Genomic DNA, 21,530 nt, shown 5'->3' with positions numbered 1-21,530 from the left:
GAGCCCGACGGCGGATACGCCGGGACGCTATTGCTTAGACGTACTCGGTCGTCGGTAAGCGCAAGCAAACCCGCATAGAGTTGTTGCTGTGCGAGAGATGGCTCAAGTGCCCCGTGGAAGGGAATTGTTATTTTCTGCCTGCCTGCTAGCCAACTGAGCCGACAATTTGGGCGCGCGCAATCGCAACCCACCCCTCAGTTGTTCGTGTTCACTACCGTTGCACGAGGGTGGATTCGGGCCCAATCTATCGAAGATCACTTGGAAACCGACATGCACTGAGCTAAAGCATCCGCAGATCACTCGTCCTGACTATCAGAAATTCGACTGATGTGGATTGCGTTCGCGCCATCGTCACCGGTCAGATACAGGCGTAGGGCAAAAAGCAGGTCCGGTGTATGGTCACCGTCGGGCTTTTCGATATTGATCTGTACCCTGCAAGACAAAATGGCAGTCGATTTTGCAACGAGTTCGCTGACCCGTTCGACGCTGCGGGCCAAAGTCTTGGTTATCTGTTGATGAGGCTGGAGCAGCATCCTCAGTTGCACATCCGCTGCTTCACGCGTGCGAAGCACACCAAGCAGGAGTTCAAGCAACTCGGTGGTTGCGCGCATCCAGTTGACAGCAGCCCTGTCGTCATTGGCACTTTTCTTCCCAGGGCATGGATTGACTTGGCCCAACGCCAGGTTGAGGGACGTCAACACCATTGTCATTTGAGCAGAATCGAACTGTTCAACGAAGTGCCGGTCTCGCCAGATCGCGCAAGCAAAAGTGCGCAGAACGCTTTCCGTTATGTCTCGCATGAGGCCTGAGAAAAGGGATCGCTGCCAGGGTTCATCCAGGCGTCCCAGCGCGAAGCCAATTGCTTGTGGGTTGCGAATGCTGCCCTTCTCGAGTTCCCCGGCTAGGCGCTGGATGAAGGCACTTGGGGCGTCTTTGTGCATGCAACACATCAACACGAGAATCGCGTTTTTCACCGATGCTGGAAGGTAGTCCTCCTCCAGCAGCGAGACAAGATAGTCAATATGGGTGCGAGCTGCTTCGGCAAACACGCTGGGGCAGTCCACATCGTCGATGGAGCGACCATCGCGCCATGTCTGGATGACGGGGTAATACAGTGTTTTGCGGATCTGGGTAATGAGGTTTCTGCTGGTCGTTTCGTCGAGCCGCTCCAATTGTTCCATTTCCTCGTGATGCTCGCCAGCGACTCTTCGGCCAGAGTACTTACCATCCTGTTCGTCGCGTACGAATGAAATGTTGTCGCCGACGCTGAAGTCCGTGTACTCATATCCGTTGAGGAAATTTTTTTGATGAACAAACACTCGTTCTTGAGTGGTGTTGGTGGTGGCGAAAGTGAAATAGCCCCCGTTCTTGTCAGGGCGCCATTCCATGCTGATCACGCCCTTCGTCCTGGCTTTGGGGCGGATGTAGATTTCTTGGTCCAGTCGCGCGATCGCGCGGGTTATCCAGTTGAGCAGGTCATTGGTTTCACTGCTGCCAGTTTTTGGCACATGGCGCAGATCGGCCCAGGCCATCGGAGCGGGATACTCCGGAGCCGGGGCGTCGGTGACCCTGGTTCGCTGCCAGGTAGCACGCAAGTGCGCGAAGGTGCCATTGCGCGGGATGAACGTCAGTTGATAGGGATCGTCGGCCCCGTATTCGAAGGTCAGGTGGAGCGCGCAGTCGACATTTTCCTCCAATGGAAACGCGGACGAATCCAGGCGGGCCGAGTAGCCAAGGTCTTCGCTGTTGTCGCCAAGGAAGAGCGGGAACTGGTAGAACGGCCTCTTCGCCCGGAGGGTGAAGTCTTCCTTTACCTCGATCCTGACCGGTCTGCCACGGATCGGAGTGACCGTCGTGCCGCGGGCTACAAGCTGGAAGCGCTGCTGACGTCCTTCCTTGTATGCCTTGATCGACAGTTCAGGTATCTGGTCGCGCCACAGGGGGATCTCTCCTGCACGCTGTTGCAGCGCATGGAAATGAAGGCCTCCCGATACCGGGCTGTCCGTCACGGTGATGGAGAAGGCGAAGCCGCCTATGCGTGGATCCTGTTTCAGTATCGAAGTATCGAGGGCTGCTGGCCTTGCCTGGCTGGCCGGTGGGTGCCATTGATCCTGGTCGTCTATAGAGGCGATGGCGCAACCGGGTTCCAAATCCTGCGCAAGGGTGTCCGAAAGGATCACCGGAGGATGCCGCTCCCAGTAGAAACCTCTCGTTTCTGGGAGCTTGTCCTTGAGCGTCGGATCGAACCTGGCGACCAGTCTCGTGACGCAGGTCGTGCCGCCGACGTTGTCGATCACGACTATCGGAAAGCCAGCGTTCACTTTCGAGTAGTCCACGCGTTGAACCGCGGCAGCAATACTGCGGGGCAGGGGCACCGCGTCCCGGAAGCGAGCGTTGAGATTACGTCGAGTGACGTCGATTTCGAAATCATTGAGGGCATCGGGCACGAGCCAGATTAGCGTGTCGTTCCTGAACAACTCGTGCAGCCTGCAGGTAAAGGCGCGTGCAGCGCGCTCAAGGTGCTCGGACGCGGCTCGGGAGAAGAACAGATCTGCCGAGAACAGGGTCGTCACCTGTGGGTGTCGATAGATCGCGTCGGAGGTAAACAGGTCGAGTGCAAGCTCGGTATCCTCGCCTTGCCATTGTTGCCATGCAAAAGAACCAGGTAGGTACCTGGCCGTTTTGCCCGCAGCATAGCGTGGGAGTGAGGTCGCAAGATCGACGCACACTGGTGTATAGATTTCGATCCTGGTGTCGCGCTTGATCTTTTCCGGTACCGATTGTATCGCGACGCTGTTGAACCAGGGGCGGACCCCGAAGGTATCGAGGTCGAAAAAAACCGGCATGTCCGCCAGACAGTGACGGCCCTCGCTCCATATCCGGCTGAAGGTGACCCAGCGATGCCGGGTCTGGCGACGCGCGTGTACCTCGGACAGGTCGCGAGCAGTGTCATCCTCCAGTGTCTGCAGCCAACGCCATGCATCCCATACCCGTCGGTAATCGCGATGTGACAAAAGCGTGTTGTTGGGCGGTAGGTTCTCCCAGCGCCCGATGTCCTGCGCTTCGCCGGAGTGCAGCCAGGACAGGATTGTCAACAGCAGCTCATCCTGCCGTTCATGGCGCTCGCCGCACAGTTCCAGGAGTTGCGCGAGACGTACCATGCAGGCCTTGAACAGGCGGTTCTCCGGCAGGTCGACGGACTGGAACCGCCGAACACCTTGCAAATAGGGGTTGCCTGCGAGCTTTTCCCGCAGGTTGCGTCCGGGGCGATTGCTCAGCTTGATGAAACTGGTGACATCGAGTTCGCGCACGGCATGGACGGGCAGTAAAGCTTGCTCCCTACGAGGTGCTTCGTTGAGGCCGCGGGCAAGTCGATCCACCGCCGGGCGGCAATGTTCGGTGATGCGCCAGAGGCGGTCGCGGCACGGGGATCCTGCCTCGGGCGGTGAGTATCCGGCGATCCTGGCCAGAAACACCGACAGTGATTGCGGCAGCGCCTGCCCGCTCCTGGGATCGAAGTCGACGACATGACAGAACCAGTCCGACTGCTCGAGAACCTCGCAGCTGGCGGTGTTATCTTGCGCCACGCTACTGCGTGCGGAGTCAAGGCTCGGCAGGCGTTCACTAGTCATGGCCGTCGATTCTCCCTTTCCTGGCGTTTTCCTCCAACGCCTTGCGCAATTCGTTTCGTTTCTCCAGAGACTTCAGGTTCCAGACCTTGAGGCGCTCTTCCGGATCCGTCAGGCCTATGTTGAACAGGGAAGGCGGTTCTTCCAGGGTGTTCGAGGCTGGGAGGGGCGGGTGGTCAGTCTGTGTTGGCGCTGTTGGCGCTGTTGGCGAACCTGGCGCGTTGAGATAGTTCGCCGATTGCCAGATGAACTGGCCGTAACCCAGTTCGCAGGCGATATCGAAGTCCTCGGTGAGGTTGAAAGGACGGCCAGCGATGCCCGTGCCCAACTGGTGGCGTATCTTGTCGAGGCAGTCCGTCTTGCTTTTGCCGCGGGTGTCGATGCCACGCAACTTGGGCATGACTTTCTGCACTAGTTGGTCTTCGAAGGCGGTATGCATGGCGTCGGCAAGCCGGGACGGGGACTTGTCACTCTTAGCCGACCGGACCTCAGGGTAGTTGGCCATGTAGTACTCGATGGATTGCCATATCCGATGGCCAAGTGCCCGACCAGAAACGGAGAGTGCTCCATTCAACGCCTCGATGAAGGCCATGTATGGCCTGATTTCGTCTTCCGAGAAGTTGCTTCCTTCTGCGAGCCAGCTTTGCCAGGAGGTTTTGTGCAGCGCCGGGCCGCGATTACGGTCATCGAGCGGCAACAATTTCAAGCGGCGTTTCAATTCGGTCGGCCGCGGGAAATTGACGATGATGGAGCGGTCCAGAACCTTGTCGGAAAGTGACTTGGTGGTTTCATCCTGGTTCATCGTTCCTGTCCACAGCACATTCCGGCCCAGCGGCAGCTTGTAGGCTGGCATGCCAGCGCCGACCTTCACCGGCAGACAGGGCACGTCCTTCCCCGTCTTGCCACGGCGCAGTTCGAGCTTGCTCAGGAACTCTGCAAAGTACAGTTCAGGATGGGCAAGGTTCATCTCGTCGAGCAGGACCATGCACATGGCGTCGGACAAGCCGGGGTAGTCCTCGCTCCAAGGCTTCTGGCTCTGCGCGAGGAAGTTTAGTAACGGTTGGGCGTCGAACTTGTTGTCGATCGAGTTGAAGAAGCCAAGCATGGACTCCTGAGAGTCCCAGTTCGGCTGGACCGACAGCGGCTCGAAGAAAATGCCGCCGAAATGGGCATAGAGGCGCGGCAGTTCGGACTTACCGGTGCCGGAGACGCCCGAGAGCACGGTCAGGGGCGACCACTCGGCGGTCTTGAGTGCAGTGTGGAAGGCATAGAGAATCCGTGGGTTGAAACTCAGGCCGTAGCGGCTGCAGGCATTGCCGATCCCCTTGAGCCAGGTCAACTCGTCGATCTCGGCCCTCACCGGCAGACTGGCCCGATCCACGGTGGAATGCGGCCGTTCGATTTCCTTGTGCCGCGCCTCGACCTCGGCAGGGCGTTCATAGGCGGCACGCAAACGGTTGAGTTCGAATTGTGCCTCGTTTGCGGCACCTTCGAAGATCGCGGCCTTCTGCGTCAAAGACTGGTTGTCTGCAGTGAGTTCGGAGTTCTTCCGGCGTAGCTGGCCAATCTCCGCAACAGCGCTTTCATTGCTCGCGATCTGTCGGGCAAGATCATCCGCCCGGGCCTTGTGGGACCTTGTTTCGGATTCGAGTTCGAGGATTCTCTGTCGCATGTCCTCGGTGGGCCGGGTGGCAAGCTCTTCGCGCAGGCGCTTGAGTTCATCGGTCTGACTATTAAGGTCTCGCAGGATCTCGGACGGGTCCTCATCCCCGAGTTGGCGCTTCAACTGCTCGAAGACGCCCAGCAGCTCGGCCTGAGTTTTAAGGGTTTCACGCAGGCGTCGGTTGTCCTCAATGCAGGACTGCTTCTGTATTTCCAGTGACTGGCGTGCTTCCTCCAGATTGCTCTCGAGTTCGTCGGCGAATTGTTCGCTACGTCTTCTCGCTTGCTCATTGAGTCGCTGTTCCTTGCGTTCCAGGTTGCGCTCGGCGGTTTCCAACTCCATCGCTCGTTCTTGCAATTCGCCCTGCAGGGCGGTCAACGCACCCTTCTGCTTTGCCAGTTCGGAAACTTCTGCATCCAGTCGCGCGCGGGCCTCGTACTGTTGCTGGGTCCATGCCTCACGCTGTCTATTGAGTTCGTTGCGGATGCGCTCGCGTTCGGCGTCACCGGCTGCGGATACTTCCGAAAGGCGCCTGGCCCGCAAACTGGCAAGCTCCTCTTCTAAAGCCGACAACTGCTGCTCCCGGATTTCCGAAATTCGGCGCTCGCCCTCGGCACGCTTCTGGCGCAATTCCGCATTCAAGGCGACGCGCTCTTCGTCATGACTCGCTGCACGTTGCTGCTCGGCGACCTTGAACTGTTCTACCCGCTGGTTGAAGTCGGCGGCTTTTATGGTGAGGGCCTCGCGCAGGGAGGCCAGTTGCTGCTTTTCTTCCTCCAGGGTGAGCTCGCTCTTGGCAATGGCTGCTTCGCGGAGCGCGATGTCGGTGTCGCGCAGAAACTGCGCGGCAGTATCCTGCTTCGCGACGTCTTCCCTATTGTCGGAGTGCTCCATTTCCTATACCTCGATCAGTGCTTTGATGATTTTGTACGATGCCTTGCGCAACTCCGCGACTTCCGTACATGCCAGTGGCAGTGGTTCATTACCGTGCCCGCGTCTGGCGATGAGCGTGCCTACATCGTCTACAAAAGTCGGACGGGTCGCCGCAATCGACTTGAGCGTCTGCTCGTCAGCCATCAGTAGTAGGGCGATCATGCAGGCTCCGAGCGACTGGCCGCTGCCCTGCAGCGTCATGCGTACAACCGAAGCCCTCACTGTGTGCAGGCTCTTCGGCAGCAGATGGCACAGGCCGAACTCCGTAGCTCTGTCTTGCGCTGCCTCGATCAGCTCTTCGTCTGCCATGTTCGGTGGCAGCCAACGGTTCAGCGACAGCTCGAGGACGGACTGCACTGCCGCATAGAGGTCGCGGACGAATGCCAGGGCATCGTCTCCCTCCCGCCAGGAGAGAAAGACCCGTTCGGCATGGACGAGCCGTTCTTTTACGTTCGTCCCGAGGCGGTTGAATGCGCCGAAGCCGAACTCGTCCTGGATGCTCGCGCGGGCATCCAGCAACACGTCCGCGTAGGCGTCAGTGTTGCTACTGGCGGTAGGTTCGCGGGTGAAGGTCACTTCTGGCAGCATGATCTCGATGATCTCGCGCGCCAGCAGTTCGGCCAGCAACTCCGATTCCGGGGCGTCGGCACTGCCTTTTCCATGCCCCTTTTCGTCGCGCGCCTTCTTGATTTCGAGCAGGTGACTGATCAGTGCGGGATCGTGCGCGGCCAGGCGTCGCAAGGGATGAGAACCATCGTTCTGTGCGCGAAGGATGCTCAGGGCGAGCAGCGTTTCCAGCTCTGCCTTCCCCTCCTGGAAATCCCGCAGCTTGCCCTCCCGAACAGGCCTGAAACCGGCCCCTGGTGGTAGCAGTCCGACCTCACTGGCCGCCCGGTCGAGCAGTTGTGCACGCTCCGCCTGCGGGGTGAATCTCAAGCGCTCGATCTCAACTTCGAAGGGACGATTGGCGCAGGCGTAGAACAATGACCACTCCACGGCGGCGTAGAGTTGGGCGATCGAGCGGAATGCTGCGTTCGGGGGCAGCCGCAAGTTGCTGATGAGCTTGGGGTATCGCTGCTGGTTGGCAGGCGTGTCGAACGGTTCTTTATTACGGGAATCCTGTGATGGCGAGCGCGGCTGGCTCAGTGAGGCTTTCCACTTACCTAGCCACTGCGCCGCGTATTCATCTTGTTCGAGCAATTGTTCGAATGCCCGTTCGAGCACCAGTGAAAACCCGTTGCCGAAGGGGTCTGCGATACGGAATTCGCCGTCGCTTTTCTGAATGGCGATAGGGCAGTCTAGGTAATATCGTTCTGGCCGGTCGATGATCATGATCTTGTGGAGAGTAGGCGTTCGCTCCGCTTTCCCAAACTCAGCGGCCCTTCTTTGCATCGCTCGCATCACCTTGATCACATCCCGCTGGGTGGGTGGCATTTGCCCAGCAGCGAGAGCGCGGATCTTGTAGGCAGCCTGCTTCTGCTCCTGTTTACGCAACGGCTGCTGTTCCAACAACTGCATGAAGGGCAGGACCTGCCCGCTGACGAGTTCGCGAAACAGCAGCGCGGTCACGAACGCCGGAGTGTCGGTCTCGCTTGCCGCGTTGCTGTCAGACGATTCGAGGACGTTGTTGAAGTCGTCGATCAACCCTCTGTCCCGGAGGCGTAACAGGATGCTTTCGACTAGGTCGCGTGGAATGCACGTTTCCTCGGCCAATGCCTGTGATGTCATATTTCCCAGGGCGAGCAGGCTGAGGATGACCTGCTCGAACGGGTTGAGACTCAGGCCGTCTTGGTCGGGCTTAGGCAGGGTGATCCGGTAGGCGTCGACGGGCCAGGACAGATTGCGGCGTCGGCCGACGGTTGCCCCGAAGGGATCAGGTTTGCCGTAATCCAGAAGTTTCAACATTCCAGCACGACTCCTTGTTCGCAGCAGAGCTTATGGAAGTCGACTAGCCCGGGAATGAACTCGGCTGCAAGATCGCCCTCCAGCAGGCTCGGGTCGCCTACCACCACGAGCAGTTTCTTCTGGCGGCTCATCGAGACATTCAATCGGTTGTAGAGGCAAAGGTGGCCGAACAGTGATTGCGCCTGTTCCTCGCGGTCATAGGTAGCGGGTTTCCAATGCTGCGGCACGGTTCTCACCGTCGACAGGAAGACCACGTCGAACTCCATGCCCTGGAACGAGTCCACCGTGCCGATACGCAGTCGCTTGTCATTTTCACCGAGTGTGCCCAGTTGCTGCCGGATGTATTCGGCCTGCGCCTTGTAGAAGGAAATCACCCCGAATGTGAGGTCTTTGCCAGCCTCGCAATTCATCCATGCGAGTAGCTGGCGGACGATCAAAGTGGCCTCGATCGGGCGAATCCAACTGGTTCCGCTGCGTCGGTGCTTGCCTTTCTCCACGGGTACTGCCAGCCACGCGGCGGGTTTGCCGCCGGTGTCGGGGAGGGCGTGGACAAAATCTTCTGCAGGCCTTCCGGAGCCGAACTTCTCGGAGGGGTCGAAGCGCTCGTAGAAGTTGCGGCTAATGAATTCACCCAGCAGTTCATGCATGCGGTACTGCTTGTCCAGCGTGACCCGGCGAGTGATCTTGTCGCCCTCTTCGAGGGTCTTCAGTCGCTCCGAGAACAGATAGTGGAACATCGACTTTTCCAGCCATTCGGTTTCCGACGCGCTGTTTTCACCGTCTTCCATCCGACGCGCAACCTCGTCATCAATGATATGCGGTAGTTGGCGATGGTCGCCGACCAGGATGATGCGCTTGCCCTGTGCCATCGGCACCATCAGGTCACGTGGCGAGACGCGTGCGGCTTCGTCGACGATCACATACTCGTACTCCAATTGCTGCTGGTTCAGGTTGGTGTCGCCCCCCCGAATGCCCTTCTGGTACTGCATGCTTCGGTTGACGCTTTGCTGGCACGTCGCGGCGAAAGCGAAGCTGTAGTCGGATACAGCCTCCAGCATGGCGCGAGGATTGTTATCGAGTTGGGCGAGAAACTCGGCCAGCGCGGCGGATTTCCTGTCGCGGCCCGAGTATCCTTTGAGCTTGATCTGTTCGATCGCGAGGCCTGCCAGGGCGACGATCTCGTCGTTGGCTTTTTCGATGCGGAATACCGGGGGGGCGCTGAAGCGGGCGAGCAGCGTCCTCTTCAGCGTCGCCAACCGCTGCAGGAACGGGGGAAGGCCATTTTCATTGCGCCACAGGCTGGCATCGTCGAGCAACGCAAGGTCCTCGCTGTCCAGCACATCGGAGAGATCGGCCAGCGCGTCGGCGGCGCGTTCGGGACCGTCGTCGGCAAAGCTTTCAGGCCGGCAGCGAAGACGACGGACGACGTCGAGCCACTGGGGGTTGGCGTCATTGAGCTTTTCTTCCAGGCACAATTTCTTCTGCAGATTCTCGGCCTGGCGTACCCGCTCCTCGCCGAGGACCGCAATGCCGAGCGCGGCGATCCGGGAGGCAAGGCGGGCACCGAGCACCCGTGTCGGCGTCTGAAGGTATTGCAGGTACAGGTGCCTCATCTCCGTTTCCTGCTCGATTTCGGCGATCTGCGGGTTTCGTTCACGCAATTGGGAGGAGAGTTTTCCACACCACCCATCGAGGCGTTCCTCGAAGAGGCTGGCGTCATCCGTGGTTGCGTTGGCGCGCTTACCGAATTTCGGAACTGGGAGGCTGTTGAGCGACAGACGCTCGATCATATTTTCGACCGCGTCGTGCTGGAACCCTGTCAGCAGCACCTGGCCCTTTATGGTGGTGCCACGCTTGTCCGCCATTTCGTTCAAGCGCTCGAGAATGGCAGCGATGACCGTGGTCTTGCCGGTTCCGGGAGGTCCCTGGATAAGGGCAATGTCCGGCGTTTCCAAGGCACATCTGATGGCATCTAGCTGTTTTGGCGTGGGCGTGCTCTTGAAGACCTTGTTCAGGACGAACGCCGTCAGCGGCTCCACAGGTGAAGGCCTACGAGTCTGGGTAATGACGCCTTTTTCCTCGATCAGCGGTCCGAGTTGGGGATTGGCTGCCCGGCCTTCTAGAATCAACCGGCGCGCCACAAGGCGGCGTTTGATCTGGGCAACTTCGCCTGCGAGTGAAAGGATGAGCATGCCCGACTTTTCTGGAAACCGTTCAGTCTTCAGCTTGAGCGTGTTCGATGCCTTGTCGAACTCGACCACCTCGTAATGCTTGGGGTTGGCTTGTGGTTCATCCTGGGGTGAAGAGGGGGGATTTTCCGCAGAGCGCTCGATGCCGCTGGCGAAGTCCTTAAAGAGCAGGGCAGGGTCGAGCAGATAGTCCGGGAGTTCCTCAACCGATCGGAGTTCGCTGACCTGGCCTTTATCCAGGGCTTTGAGTGCCGCCTCGGAGGCCTGGATCACGCGTACGGTCACGGTTCCGTCTCTGTTCTCGACGGCACCGGCAACGTGCAAGACCCCCACCTGGCGAGCCTTCTCCAGAAGCAGTTCGCCTTCCAGGTCGCCGAACTCGTCCCATTTCCTCAAGTAACTGACGTGGTCCTGCGTCAAGGCTGTCATCTGGGCTTTGGCAAGGAGCCGGATATGTCCTGTCCGGCTCCAGTCAGCGAAGTGAAGCTTTCCTTTGGCCAGGCGTAGCGCTCGGTCTGGGTGCTTGCGAGCCTTGGTCAAGCGCGTGGTGAGGAAAATCGACTTGCCCTGGGGTAACGGCGTTTCTGTCGCAACGAAGCGCAAACCATCCCCGCTGATGCAGAACGAGTTGCTGCGGGTTGGTTGCTCGCTTCGAGCGGGCTGTACGTCGCCGGGCGTTGCTTCCAGGCCGGCTTGCAACTCCGGGTCCGACGCCAGGTCGGTGTCGTCACCGCCTGCTGCTTCCTCTTCCTGGACGGGGGGGGGCTTGAGCATTTCGTCGATGGCCGGACCTGCGGTCAGGAAAAAGAAGTCATAGTCGCCTTGTCGAAAGCAGAAATGGCGCTCCAGAAGCTTGTAGAGTTGGTCACCTTTGGGGCCGTTCCTTCTACGCTCGAGGCTTGCCATTGCCTGTTCGACATAGTCGTCCACGCCGATTTCCAGTTCACCCATCTCCAGGCACGGGCCGGAGAAAAAGACTATCTGCAGTTCCATGCTGCCGTCGGCAGCACGATTGGCCAGTTGCGCGAGCAACGCCCGACCAATGGCGAGTTCGGCGTTCAGCCGCCTGTTATCGATCGGTGTGACGGTCTGCACCGCGACCATTGCGGCCTTTAAACGCAGGTCGAACTCATTGGGGCGCGAGGGATCGTTCTCGATCGAGTAGACGGCTTGGTCGCGCCAGTCTGCCGAACCATGGTCAGCCGGTCGAACGCGGAGGGTAAGGATATCGGCCGGTATGTCCTGGAATTTCATTGCACGCTCGCCTCGAAGGTAAAGGTCAAGCTATCGGGGAAAGCAGGGGTGCCTCGTACAGGGCGCGCCGTCCTGGAGTTGAAGTCGAGGTCGACTTCGTACGCCTGCGTCTCGTTATGCTCGAACGAGAAAGGATAGAAAAGTCGGTGCGGCAGGGCGAAATTCCGGGTGCTGGCAGGAATCACGATCTCGCCCCGCGATGTCCGGGCGCAGGCGAACGGTGAACGGGGTGCTTGGCAATAAGGGCAGTCGGTGTGTTCGTCGAACAGGTAGCTCATCGTGCAGGCATCGCAGTGCAGCGAGCGGTCGAATGCCTTTTTCAGCTCCAGTGCCCACAACGCCATGGCCGGACGGCGATGCGGCTGTAGTCTTCCGGCCCCGAAGGTTTCCTGGAAGAGTTGGCGAAGTCCGTGCGTTACGACCAACTCACGCGGGAGTCCTCCAACTCCGGCGTTAGAATCGTCCTCCGCGTCATCGATAAAGGGCAGATAACCCGCGTACGCCTGTTCATCCAGATCGGCAGTCTGGCCATCGGCCTCTGGCACGGAGTCCCAGCCGCTGTCATCTTCCTCGGGTTCGAGCACTGCCTTGCCGATGAACGGATGGCAGAGTGCAAGGGTCTTGAAGGCCATGACCGCGAACGCCCAGCAATCCGAGCATGGGCGCGAGGCATCGGTGCCGCGCACCACTTCCGGCGCGCCGTAGGCTGGGGTGTAGACTGAGACACCTCCCCGAGCCATTTCGAACCGCAGGTTGTCGGCATCGATGAGCCAGACATCGTTCGATTGCGCACCGATGAAGGCGTTGTTGCTGGAGATATCGCCGTAGACCATTCCCGAGCAGTGCAGGCGGGCGAGTATGGCAGCGCACTCCGACAGCGCGAACAGGCGGCGGCGGGTCGAGCCCGTTCGAGCGTAATGGACGAGACGCAACGCCAGGTCTCTGTCAGGGACCTTTGTCAGCCATTCAGGAAGGTTGAACTGCTGCTCTTCGAGGTCCTTTTTCGTCTTGCCGTCGAGATCGAAGACACTGAAGGGCGTCATGTCGTTAAGCAGGCGCATCACGTACCCCGGGTGATCCCGCAGGATGGCCAGCGGCAACGACAGTGGAATGCGCGGCGGCAGGGGCAGCAGGCGGATGTTCTGGAAGCGCTGACGCAGGTCGCTGCTTGTGTCCGGCTCACCCTGGGGGGTGAGCGGTTGCTTGATGGCCAGGTCCGCGTCCTTGGTGCGGAACACGACGCCTTGACCACCCCTGGCGAGTTCATCGGCAAGCGTATGGTGATTACCGTATTCGTCGCACAGCGGCGGTGTCCCTTCAGTCTTATCCATCGGTACTCTCCTCGCGACAGAGACAGGCGACGGTCTTGTCGTCGCTGTGCTTTGGGGTGGGCCATTTTTCGAGCATCGCTTGAAGACGCCGGTTAGCGGTGACCGCGGCCAGCGAACGGTGCGCATCGATCACGCCGGTCACGAAGCCGGGAATGTCCTCCAGGTCGTCGGCCACGCCGTCGGAGCAGAGCAGGATGGCCAGGCAATCCCGCTCCGGCAGCGAGGCGACCTGCCAGTCCCGCTCGGACACTCGCTGGGAAAGTGCTGCCGTGATGTTGGAAAAGCCTTGCGACTTGTCGTCCGCCAGGGACATCACCGAACCATCCGACCTGATTGCGGCGATCAGGCCATCGCCCAGCATTCCCAAGTGGATCACGCCGTTTCCCGCCCGGAAGGCGAACAGGCACGTGGCGGCGCAATCACGGGGTTCGAGTGGTGCGACGAGAGACAGCCAGTTCGACGTGATGCGTTGCAGCAGGGACGCCGGGTCGGCTTCGGTGCGGGAGCGGCAAGCCTGTGCTACAGCCTGGCAGGCCGCCTTGCTGCCGAAACTGGAAAACGGCTTCGAGCCGAGGCCGTCGGAAACCACGATGCCGTCTCCCCGGTCGCGGTGGAAGGCTGCCCACGCGTCTTGGTTGGGGAGGCCGGCAGCCAAGTGCGCGGGGCCTGGAACGCTGGCACCGAAGCTCTTCCACAATGTCATGCCGAGGGCGCTGCCAGCCATTCGTCGAGCGCTGCGAACAGGTCTTCGGCAAGGAAAACGTCCAGACCCTTGAGCTGCGGATTGGCGTCCGCACCGATCTTGATAATGCGTACCCAGTCGTCGGGAAGCCGCGCCCGCCACTGTTTCAGGTGCCGGGCCTCGGTGCTGGACCAGAAACCGTCGGTCAGCAGCAGTATTTTTCCGTCCGGTGAATCACCCAGCAGACGGGTCAGGGCGATCGCGCTGGAGGTACCGCGGCACACTAGCATGTGTTCCGGGTAGTCTTCGGTCACGGTCCAGTCGTTGAAGACCGCTTCGGTCCCCCAGGCGCACAACCTGATTTGTTCCTTTCTACCCGCCAGATGCATCCACTGGGCGATGGTCGTGACCACCGTCCTCGTAATGAATGGCTTGGCTCCCTCGCTCATGCTGCCGGAGGTGTCGCACACCAGAAAGAGAGTCATGCCTGCTCCCTGGCCAGCCTGGCGCGTGCGGCGATCCCGCTCATCAAGCTATCGAGTTGTTCCAGCAAGGAGCCACCGCAACACAGTGCCAGCTTCGCGTCGCTGATTTTCTTGCGCACCGAGTCCGACCTTGGGGGGAAGCAGCATGCGACGATGCCGCGACCTTCGACGCCACCATAGAAGCGGACGAGGTTCTGCAGTTTCATCACTTGCTCCTGCGTGACCTTGCCCGCCTTGCATTCGACGATGTAGAGCGAATGCCCGTCGGTGAAGGTGACGTCGAGCTCGTTGTGTTGCACATCGCGATGGAATGAGCCGTCCTGGTTGAGTTGCAGGGTGAGGTTGATTCGCAGGTCCCGGATGACGCCGCGCTCCTCGTAGGGTTTGCATTGCAGATAGACGAACTCTTCGAACCAGCCACCGGACATGTATTTTGTGAAGCCCGCCCAGTGCTTGAAGTGCAGGTTCAGGCCGTTGCCGACAACCGATGCCTCGGCTTCCGGAGTGAAGGCGAATACGAACCCGTGGCATTCGATGCGAAACGGTGTCAGTGGCTCACCTCTCAGCAGGCTTCTATCGTGTTCGTTGTTGTATCTGCACAAGGCGGGGTAGGCGTCAGCGATCTTGCTCCGGTATTTCCACAGTGTCTTGGTCAGGCGGTGCCGGTCCGCCGATAGTTCGTCCTGGAGCCCGACGTTCGACACTTTCAGTCCATCACCATTGAGCAGCAGGAAGGTTTCGATCGAGTCGATGGGCCGGATGGTCTCCCGACGCAGACTATCGACATAGGTCACGCGCTGGTTGCGGCTGTCGAAGTAGAAGGGTACGGCACCCAGTGCGCGGGCTGCGGAGAGCGCGCCTGCGAACATCAGCTTGGTGCCGCCGGTAAGGTTCACTCCGATACGCGCGCCAGGCGGCAAGGTCCTGGCGTGGGCGATGATTCTTTCCTGTACGTCCTTGGCGTCCCACGGGTCGACCGGGAGTTCGTCGAACTCTGCTTCTTGGATGAACGCGCCCATGCAGGTCGCCGGGAAGTCCTGGGAGTTCACGAACACATGTCGGTCGGAGGCGAACTGGCGGATGCCCAGCAGCGATGGCATGCGTTGCTCACCGAACAGGTGATAGGTCACGGCGAACCCTTCGTGGACATTGGCGATCGCCGCTTGACTGGTGCCGTGGCGCTCCAGCCATTCGGCAGGCAGGACAATAGCTTCTGGCGGTTTGCCGACAACGGGCGAGACGATGAGGCGTTTCTTCAGGTGAGGATGGGCGAGGGCTGCCAGTGCCCACATGAACGCCATGACCGGCGTGCCAGGGCTCAGGTACAGCGTCACGAGTTTCTCGCCGGCGGTCTTGGCGACGAAATCCAGGGCGCGCATGGCACAGGCGTAGATGCCTTCGGAGTCGTTCAGTTCGCGGAGCGTCTCGCTCTTCAGCGAGATGCGCGCCTGCCTGCCGAACCTTGGCAACTGCGCCTCCAGCCAGAGGGTGAAGTGAGCATGGGCGGCAGGCGTATTGGCGAAAATGGAGACGAAATCGTTGGTCACGCCGCGATCCTGTTGCTGATTGGCAGCATGAATCGCCGCCAACTGTGTCGCCAGATCCGCGCAGGTGGGTGTCGACACGTGATCCTGGAGGTCGTTTCGTGTGTAGCCAAGAATGACGATTTCGCTATAGTCCTCTGCCGCCAGCGCTGCGGCGATCGGACCTTCCGTGCTTTCGAATCCCAGCGATGCGCGAAAGTCCGTTATGCCATACCAGGTGAGTAGAAACTTCTTCATAGGGAACTCTTGGCGACGTAGGGGCGGAACCAGATAGTTTCACTGGTCATTCGGTTCACCAGAACGGCCCGGTTGGGCTTTTCGAGACCCTTGAACTTACCAATGCCGGTGGAGACCAGCGAGCCGGCGTCGTCTTCACTCATGCAATATCCCAGGCGCAGTTCGAAGCACGAAAGAAGGTCCTTGCAGGTCGATGCGCAGCGCTGCCAGCGCTCGACGAAGGCGAATACGAACACCCCATGGCGCGGGCCATCCTCGGCAATGCGCTTTAGCAGATCGCCGGGGGAGGGTGGCTCGCCTGGCTTGGGGGGCCTGAACGCGGTCGGCGGGTGCAACAGTTTCTCCGAATCGAGACCGTCGATGATCAAGGCGACGCGGTGACTACCGATGGAATCGGCTATCGCTTGCAACGGGAGTGCCGCGATGTCGTCGAACACTTGCACGGGACCGCCGGGCTCGCGCGTCCCTGAGGTGAAGTCGCCTTTCGCGGTGACGCCGCGGGCGTTGAAGTAGATGATCTCGTCGAAACGGCTGGATGCCACCAGGCTGGACAGCGTTGCGTTGAGCAAGCCATCGTGGATGGCATCGTTGTAGCCACTGAACAGGACATTGAAGGCCGGGCGCTGGATGAGCGGAACCGTGAGCATGTCGGCGTCGAACGTCAGTTGTTGCCCGAGGAGCAGGGCACCGTCCCCTGAACAGACGTTCTGGTAGGTAGTGGCGCAAGGCGGCTCAGGCAGGCGGGTGCCATCGAAGATCCGGGTCTTGTCCGCCATGCCCTGGCGCGCGGCGTTCTGCGCCAGCGTGCTGATGTGTTCGCGGCAAGTGTCGCTGTCTGCCAGGGGTATCAGGAACTTGACGTTGCCGGACCTGGCCCCGTTGGCATTATTGATGATGCCCTCGGGCGGGCTCTGCAGTTCCGCCGCAGCCCAGTTGTTCGCGCCGAGGATCATCGCCGAGTCTTCCTGGCCGCAGGCCAGGGCGATGCGGCAGCCCAACTGGGTGATGATGCTGCCCAGGGACATGGCGTTGATGCCCTTGAGGGTCTGCGTCGCGAGCAGTACATGAATGCCGAATGAGCGCCCCTGCTTCAATAGTTGCGACAGGAGTTGTTCTGCCGCCTCCGCTACCGCGCGTGTGCCGGCGAAGAGTACCTGGAACTCGTCGATGACCAGGAGGATCCTGGGTAGCTGGTCACCTGTGCTGGCGCGGAATTTGGCGAAGTCGGAGACCTTGTTTTCCTTGAACGCGTGTCCGCGCCTCTGCAGTTGACCCACCAGGTGGCGGAGGACCGTGACGCCGTATTCAGGATCGCTTTCCGTGGCGACCAGCCGTGCATGGGGAAGGGGCGGGTCGGCATAGATGTTGAATTCTGTCGATTCCTTGTAATCCAGCAGGTAAAGGTCGACTTCCGCCGGTGAATAGCGCTGGCACAGGGAGTGGATCAGGACGTGCAGCAGGTTCGACTTGCCTGATCCGGTCTTGCCGGCGAGCAGTGCATGGTGTTCGGACGTTGTGGCACCGAGGACGAAGGAAGTGGGCGCGCCGGCGGCCGTCCAGCCTATCGGGATGTTGAAGCCTGCGCAGGTCGTGGCACCCTTGGAGAAACTGGACCAGAGGTCCCTCAACGACCGGCTGAAGCGCGCCTGCCGGGCGTACTCTTCGGCGAGCGCTGAAAGGTAGGGGCCAAGTTGTTCCTGCCTGGGCCATTGCTCGGACTTGCATCTCGATGAAAGGCCGTTGCGCGCAACGGATGGGGTCGCGAACAGGTCATCGAACGCTGCGGCCGCCTGTGCTGCTGTGGCGCGGAATTTCTCGTAGCGCTGGTCCTGCAAGCGGTGCTCGTCGATCGCGATGATCGGCAGGACGCCACAGCGCGGGCCGTTCTCGCACAATCGCTGGAGGAACCACAGGCTTTTCTCGGACAGTTGCTCCGGCGCATCGAACAGCACCAGCACCTTGTATGCAAGACGGCTGTCAGGGTTCTTCGCATTGTACGCCGACCAGTTCGCGGACTCGTCATTGAAGCGATGCTGGAGCAGTTCTTCGATGTCGTCCGTCAGCCGGCCGAGCGCAGACTCGATTTCGTCCGCGCGCGTCAGCACCCGCTGTGCCGGTACCAGTTGCTCGACCTTAAGCAGGGGCAGGAACGGCTCGACCGATTGTCCCAGTCGCAGCGGATCGATGATCGTCAACTCCAACTGCGCTGGGGGCAGGGCAGAGAGCAAGCGCAGCAGCAGGCCGAATACCCACTGCGTGTGGCTCGTGTGGCCTCGGGAAAACGCCAGGGCGCTGGAGAGTGGAAAGGGGATGGCGTTTGGCGTCGAACAGCAGAGATCCTCGAAGCCCAGTTGCCGGGAGCCGAGAATTAGGCGCGCAGGCATTTCCGTGACCGCCCATGGTGTCGTAGGGACCAGATCCGTCAACGCCAACTGTTCGCGGCGAAGCCGCTCACCCGAGCGCATCGCGTCCGTGGCGATACCTTCCCATTGCTGCACGAACGCCGATCGCCAGGCCCTTGTCCGCTGGGCGCGGCTGGCGTTCGTCTGTCTTTCTTCATCTGCCAGCCGTCGCAAGGCCTCTTCCGTCGAGGCAGCCAGGGGCGTTTGCATGTCTTTGCGCAGCCCCTGAAGGGTTTGCTCCCTTCTGGTCGCGACGGCATCGAACTCACGGTCGATGCGGGCCTGGCCTTCCTGATAGTCGGCGATGGCTTGCATGGCCCTGGAGACGATCTGGCCCGGATGCTCGCAAGATCCCTTCATACATCAAGCTCCCCACGTGAAGTTCCGACGTCTTGCGCTTCCTCGAGGATGCCGTCGATGACGGTGACCTGACGCTGGTAGTCTTCGCTGAAACTGCGCAGACGGGTGATGTTCTCCTGGATCGGGGAGAGCACTTCGTTGGCGATGGATGTGCCGAATCCATCCCGCACCCCAGCGTTGAACCTGTTTGCGCAGGCCGCCATCAGTCCCATGACATCGTCAAACATCGACATCCCCCGACTCATCGTCCATGGGGATTTCTAGCACATGCGCATCGGTGGAGATGCCTGGAAGCAGCGAAGCACAACGCTTGCCCGGCAGCAGGTAACGGGATTCGAAGTCCGGATCCTCGCGTCTGATTTCGCTCAGGAATCTATGCCACCGCTCCTCGGACAGGTCGATCGAGCGGCAGCCTGCGGTCAGATCCAGCAAGTGCGCCGTGGCCTCGTCCAAGTCATCCATGTCGCCGGTATCGACCGCGCGCTGCAACTGCTCCACTCCTGCCCGGACCTGTTCAAGGATGGCAGGCTCCACTACGGCGAATCGCACTTTCATGGCTGTTCCTCCTGGCTCTGGCGGATGAAATCAAGACAGGACAGGTCTATCTCGTTCTTGCTCGGCAGCATGCCTATCAGAGGCGAGCCCGCCTCGCGCAAGGCATCGCGCAGTTCTTTCTCTTTCTCCGGAGAAAGGTCCTTGATGTCTCGCGAGCAGAGCGTGCATTGCGCATCCGCTTGCTTGTGTCCTTCGGACTGGAACACCATGTGGTCCTTCTGCGCGTAGAGGTACTGGGCCTTGCCGCACTTCACCTCCAGCGCCAGCGAACCGCCCACCGGTGCCCCCATGCCCGGACCACGCCCCAGTACGACCGGAACGCGCAGGTCGGTTATCAGCAGGTCGGTCTTGGTGTACCGGCCGTTGTCGCCAACGAGCGTCCGCCCTTGTGTTTCGATGCGACCACCCAGTGGCACCAGGGCGTGGCGAGCCAGTTGCTCACCGAATTCGCCGCACAGTTCGATGCGGACCTTGCGCACGACCCTGTTGCGCTCGACATCGCCTTTCGCGGCAACCCATTGCTCGCGGAACCTGTCGACCTTCGCCCGATACTCGGGATTTCGTTCGTACAGATATTCCTGGAGCATCTGCCGATGCTCCGCGGACAGATTCATTCGGTCCCGCAGTACATCCGGTGTGACGACGCCACCCTGTTTCACCGGGTCCCACTTCAGCCAGGAACGGAAGTCCGCAGCTACGGGATGGGTTGCGAGGTAGGCTTCCAGCGCTTGTTGGGCCGCAGAAAGGCGTGCAACACCGAGATCGATGGCTTGGCCGACGCCGAGAAGCCGTGCATTGCACTCATGCTGCGCTTGCGCCAGTGCTTGCGCAGCCATCGAGACCGCCAGCCTGGTCATTTCCAGACGACGTTCCATGGCCATTCGGTCCTTCATGGTCCGTTCGAGGTCGGCCCGTGCCTGCTCCAGCGCGTTGCAGGCCTGGTCTACCTCCGCCCTGGCCTGGTCAGCGCAGTCGTGTTCCCAGGAGCAATCAGGACTCGACCCGTCTACGTCGAGCGGTTGGGCGATACAACTGGACAGCGAACTCTCGGCGGCGTCGAGACTGGCGTATGCGGTGTCCAAGGCCTGCTGGGCGATCTCGGACGCCTGGCCGGCGTCCAGTTCCTGCTGCATGGCTTCATCCAGCAAGCCCTCGCTATGCTGTGAGGCGTTTTGAGCGTCTTCGTACTTGTGCTCAGCCAGGGCAACCTGTGCACGGCAGGATGCCTCCAGGGCCTCATGAACGGCCTGCAGGTCGCGCACGAGATCTTCGAGATTTTCCACCTGACCTATGGATACGAGTGCCATTGCCCTTGCGACGTCCTCAGCTCTGAAGGTAATCGCGCAGGCGTGACGCCAGGGCGATCAAGTAGGGCACCTGGTCTGCCGCGTTCGCATTGAACTGATGGAGTTGCTGGGCGAGCATGTTGAACTCCTCTTCGAACTGTGAGCGTTTCTCGTCCTGCCAGGTGTCACCAAGCGACAGGAATGCGCCATTCAGGGCACCAACACTGTCGTTGAGCGAGTCGGTGAATTGCTGCAGTGCATATGCAAAGCGCTCTAGCTCTTCCGGATCCCCGATAGCCTGTGCCATTACCAGTAGCCTCCATCGTCCGCATCGGGTGCCGTCGGCACCGATGACTTCTGTCGAGCGCCGATGGTCGCTGGCTGGACATCGATCGAGTTCGCTGGCGGTATGGTATTAGGTGTCTGTGATCTGGTGCGGATGGTCACCGACATGGTCACGAACTTGAAGAAGTCCTTCATTTGCCGGGCATTCTCCGCGTAGAACAGCGGGTTATGCGTGCCCTCGATGAATGTTCCAAGAACCATCTCGTCGGCGTCGGCACCGATGGCCATGGCCATGCGATCACATTTCGCGGAGCGCCCTTCGTTTACGAACTCCCGCAACGCGCCTTCCCAGCCATTGTCCGGTTGTCCGTCCGAGACCAGCACCACGGTCGGACGATAAGCGCGCGATGGCACGACGCCCTTGTCTTCAATCATTGCCTTGGCCATTTCAAGCGCGACACCCAGTGGTGTCCTGCCGCTTGCTGCAAGTGCGTGCCAATGAATGTCGTTGGCACTGGCCAGGGGTTGATGCAGCCTTACCTCCGAGCCGAACGTGATGATCGAGGCCCAGATTTCGGTCTCGCTGGTCTCGTTGCCACGGAACACGTCGAGCATGTCGCTGACTGCGTCATTGAGGTTTTGAATCTTTTCCCCGCCCATGCTACCGCTGACATCGAGCAAAAGAATGACCGGTAGTGGCTTGGCCTTGGGCGCTGTAAACTTTGATGGGTCAAAGGGAGTGCTCACAGGCAATACTCCTTAATCAAAAAAGATGGATAGGCCGCGTTGC

General features: G+C 60.2%; 14 protein-coding genes. All 14 read right to left on the bottom strand.

Annotation, left to right across the window (positions count from 1 at the left end; all coding sequences use genetic code 11):
• Positions 1-296: 296 nt before the first annotated feature.
• Genes TMS3_RS19590 through TMS3_RS19525 form a run of 14 tightly spaced genes read right to left on the bottom strand, consistent with a single transcriptional unit; the run spans position 297 to position 21,487 of the window.
• Positions 297-3,632 carry a DNA-binding protein gene (locus TMS3_RS19590; RefSeq protein WP_025166994.1) on the bottom strand — a complete coding sequence of 1,112 codons (3,336 nt, stop codon included), beginning with the start codon at positions 3,630-3,632 and terminating at the stop codon, positions 297-299.
• Positions 3,625-6,186 carry a chromosome partitioning protein ParA gene (locus TMS3_RS19585; RefSeq protein WP_025166993.1) on the bottom strand — a complete coding sequence of 854 codons (2,562 nt, stop codon included), beginning with the start codon at positions 6,184-6,186 and terminating at the stop codon, positions 3,625-3,627. The genes TMS3_RS19590 and TMS3_RS19585 overlap by 8 nt, the downstream gene beginning before the upstream one ends.
• Positions 6,187-6,189: 3 nt before the next feature.
• Complete coding sequence (locus TMS3_RS19580; protein ID WP_029866498.1) at positions 6,190-8,130, bottom strand: helix-turn-helix domain-containing protein; 1,941 nt, start codon at positions 8,128-8,130, stop codon at positions 6,190-6,192.
• Positions 8,124-11,573, bottom strand: coding sequence for a DEAD/DEAH box helicase (locus tag TMS3_RS19575; protein ID WP_025166991.1), 3,450 nt, complete (start codon positions 11,571-11,573; stop codon positions 8,124-8,126). The genes TMS3_RS19580 and TMS3_RS19575 overlap by 7 nt, the downstream gene beginning before the upstream one ends.
• Positions 11,570-12,904, bottom strand: a complete 1,335-nt coding sequence (locus TMS3_RS19570) for a protein kinase domain-containing protein (RefSeq protein WP_025166990.1) — start codon at positions 12,902-12,904, stop codon at positions 11,570-11,572. The genes TMS3_RS19575 and TMS3_RS19570 overlap by 4 nt, the downstream gene beginning before the upstream one ends.
• Entirely contained in the window at positions 12,897-13,628 is a 732-nt protein-coding gene (locus TMS3_RS19565; protein ID WP_235576669.1) for a PP2C family serine/threonine-protein phosphatase, read from the bottom strand. The genes TMS3_RS19570 and TMS3_RS19565 overlap by 8 nt, the downstream gene beginning before the upstream one ends.
• Positions 13,604-14,071 carry a hypothetical protein gene (locus TMS3_RS19560; protein ID WP_025166988.1) on the bottom strand — a complete coding sequence of 156 codons (468 nt, stop codon included), beginning with the start codon at positions 14,069-14,071 and terminating at the stop codon, positions 13,604-13,606. Before TMS3_RS19560 ends, TMS3_RS19565 begins: the two co-directional genes overlap by 25 nt.
• A complete protein-coding gene (locus TMS3_RS19555) occupies positions 14,068-15,852 on the bottom strand; it encodes a Card1-like endonuclease domain-containing protein (RefSeq protein ID WP_025166987.1) in 1,785 nt (594 codons plus the stop codon). The genes TMS3_RS19560 and TMS3_RS19555 overlap by 4 nt, the downstream gene beginning before the upstream one ends.
• Positions 15,849-18,614 (bottom strand): FtsK/SpoIIIE domain-containing protein, encoded by a 2,766-nt coding sequence (locus TMS3_RS19550; protein ID WP_025166986.1) that lies wholly within the window; start codon positions 18,612-18,614, stop codon positions 15,849-15,851. The genes TMS3_RS19555 and TMS3_RS19550 overlap by 4 nt, the downstream gene beginning before the upstream one ends.
• The gene (locus tag TMS3_RS19545) at positions 18,611-18,847 is read right to left on the bottom strand and encodes a hypothetical protein (protein WP_025166985.1); all 237 of its coding nucleotides are present in this window, start codon (positions 18,845-18,847) and stop codon (positions 18,611-18,613) included. Before TMS3_RS19545 ends, TMS3_RS19550 begins: the two co-directional genes overlap by 4 nt.
• Positions 18,834-19,169, bottom strand: coding sequence for a hypothetical protein (locus tag TMS3_RS19540; protein ID WP_025166984.1), 336 nt, complete (start codon positions 19,167-19,169; stop codon positions 18,834-18,836). Before TMS3_RS19540 ends, TMS3_RS19545 begins: the two co-directional genes overlap by 14 nt.
• The gene (locus tag TMS3_RS19535) at positions 19,166-20,476 is read right to left on the bottom strand and encodes an HlyD family secretion protein (protein ID WP_025166983.1); all 1,311 of its coding nucleotides are present in this window, start codon (positions 20,474-20,476) and stop codon (positions 19,166-19,168) included. Before TMS3_RS19535 ends, TMS3_RS19540 begins: the two co-directional genes overlap by 4 nt.
• 16 nt (positions 20,477-20,492) lie before the next feature.
• Entirely contained in the window at positions 20,493-20,762 is a 270-nt protein-coding gene (locus TMS3_RS19530) for a WXG100 family type VII secretion target (RefSeq protein WP_025166982.1), read from the bottom strand.
• Complete coding sequence (locus TMS3_RS19525; RefSeq protein WP_025166981.1) at positions 20,762-21,487, bottom strand: vWA domain-containing protein; 726 nt, start codon at positions 21,485-21,487, stop codon at positions 20,762-20,764. Before TMS3_RS19525 ends, TMS3_RS19530 begins: the two co-directional genes overlap by 1 nt.
• Positions 21,488-21,530: the final 43 nt, after the last annotated feature.

Source organism: Pseudomonas taeanensis MS-3 (assembly GCF_000498575.2).
Classification (GTDB): domain Bacteria; phylum Pseudomonadota; class Gammaproteobacteria; order Pseudomonadales; family Pseudomonadaceae; genus Aquipseudomonas; species Aquipseudomonas taeanensis.
This window is presented reverse-complemented; position numbering and strand designations above follow the sequence as displayed.